1 protein-coding gene is annotated in these 594 nt (G+C 64.8%); it reads right to left on the bottom strand.

The genetic code is table 11. The features are described from left to right. On the bottom strand, positions 1-594 hold a 594-nt coding region (locus tag D1614_RS28400), incomplete at both ends, for a flavin-containing monooxygenase (RefSeq protein ID WP_147384396.1).

Below are 594 nucleotides of genomic sequence, written 5' to 3'. Positions count from 1 at the left end.
CTTTGAATGCCTTCGGCTTGCGACGCGCGAGGCTGTAGAAGTACATCGTCAGCAGCACGTTCTTCGTGCGCACCAGCCGGTGAGCGAGACCAGACGGCAGCCAGCGACGCAACGTGTTGGCCAAGGCATCCTCTTCGGGCCGCGAGACGATGTAAGTAGGCGAGCGCTGCAGCATCGTCACATGCTGCGCGGTGCCTGCCATCGCGGGCACAAGCGTGACGGCCGTGGCCCCGCTACCGATCACCACCACACGCTTTCCCGCATACGAAAGATCGTTTGGCCAATGCTGCGGATGGACGATGCGGCCCTGGAACCTGTCCATCTCGGGCCACGTCGGGGCGTGACCCTCTTCGTAGTCGTAATAGCCGCTGCACATGAACAGGAAGCCGCAGGTGAAGCGGACGATCTCCTTGTCCGGCCCCCGCTCGGCCTCGACGGTCCAGCGCGAGTCGGCCGACGACCAGGCGGCGCGCTTGACGTGATGGCGAAAGCGGATGTGACGGTCGACGCCGTGCTCAGCGGCCGTTTCGCGAACATATCTCAGGATCGACGGCCCGTCGGCGATGGCCTTGGCCTCGCGCCACGGCTTGAAGG

Origin of the sequence: Maribellus luteus (assembly GCF_003576475.1) — a bacterium.
Taxonomy (GTDB): Bacteria; Bacteroidota; Bacteroidia; order Bacteroidales; family Prolixibacteraceae; genus Draconibacterium; species Draconibacterium luteum.
Note: the sequence above shows the minus strand (reverse complement) of the source record. Positions and strands in the feature narration are given on the sequence as shown.